Genomic DNA, 824 nt, shown 5'->3' on the forward strand with positions numbered 1-824 from the left:
TGATTACAGCGTGGCGGTCGGTGCCGAAAGCATCGCCGCCGGTGAGATGAGTGCGGCCTTTGGTGCCGCGGCCCAGGCCAATGGCGATGGTTCGCTGGCCAGCGGCAGCCTGGCCGAAGCCAACGGGATTGAATCCAGTGCCGTGGGCTTCTTTGCCACCGCCAACGGGGATGGCGCCAGCGCCTTCGGTGCCGAGGCCCTGGCCGATGGCGATATCACCACGGCGGTGGGCTTCCAGTCGGTTGCCAGCAATGACTACAGCACTGCGGTGGGCGGCTGGGCCGAAGCTACTGGCCTCAACAGTACGGCAGTGGGCAACTCGGCCATCGCCTCGGGCAGCAACAGTGCAGCCTTTGGTTCCGATGCCCAGGCCTCGGGTAGCACCGCGGTTGCGGTGGGCCAGGGCGCACTGGCCAGCGGCACCAACTCGGTGGCGGTGGGCGGTGCGCTGGGCGGGTTGTTTGCCGCCGAAGCCTCGGGCAACTACTCCACCGCAGTGGGTGGTGCGGCCTGGGCGGCCGGTGTCAACAGCACCGCGGTGGGCAACTTCGCTGAAGCGTCCGCTGCCTACAGCACCGCCATCGGTGCCGACAGCATCGCCAGTGCCGCCAACAGCGTTGCCCTGGGTGACGGTTCGCTGGCCGACCGCGACAACAGCGTGTCGGTGGGCAGTGCCGGTGCCGAGCGCCAGATCACCAACGTCGCCGCCGGTACCGCCGGCACTGACGCGGTGAACCTGGACCAGCTCACGGCGGTGGCCGATGCCGCAGCGCAAACCAGCAAGTACTTCCAGGCCAGCGGCAACCCCAACAGCGATGCTGGTG

General features: G+C 68.4%; 1 protein-coding gene. It reads left to right on the forward strand.

Annotated features, from left to right (window positions below; translation table 11 throughout):
- Positions 1 to 824: YadA family autotransporter adhesin (locus ABB25_RS13955; protein WP_425477336.1), on the forward strand; the 824-nt coding region annotated here is incomplete at both ends.

It is taken from the genome of Stenotrophomonas koreensis, from assembly GCF_001431525.1.
Taxonomy (GTDB): Bacteria; Pseudomonadota; Gammaproteobacteria; order Xanthomonadales; family Xanthomonadaceae; genus Stenotrophomonas; species Stenotrophomonas koreensis.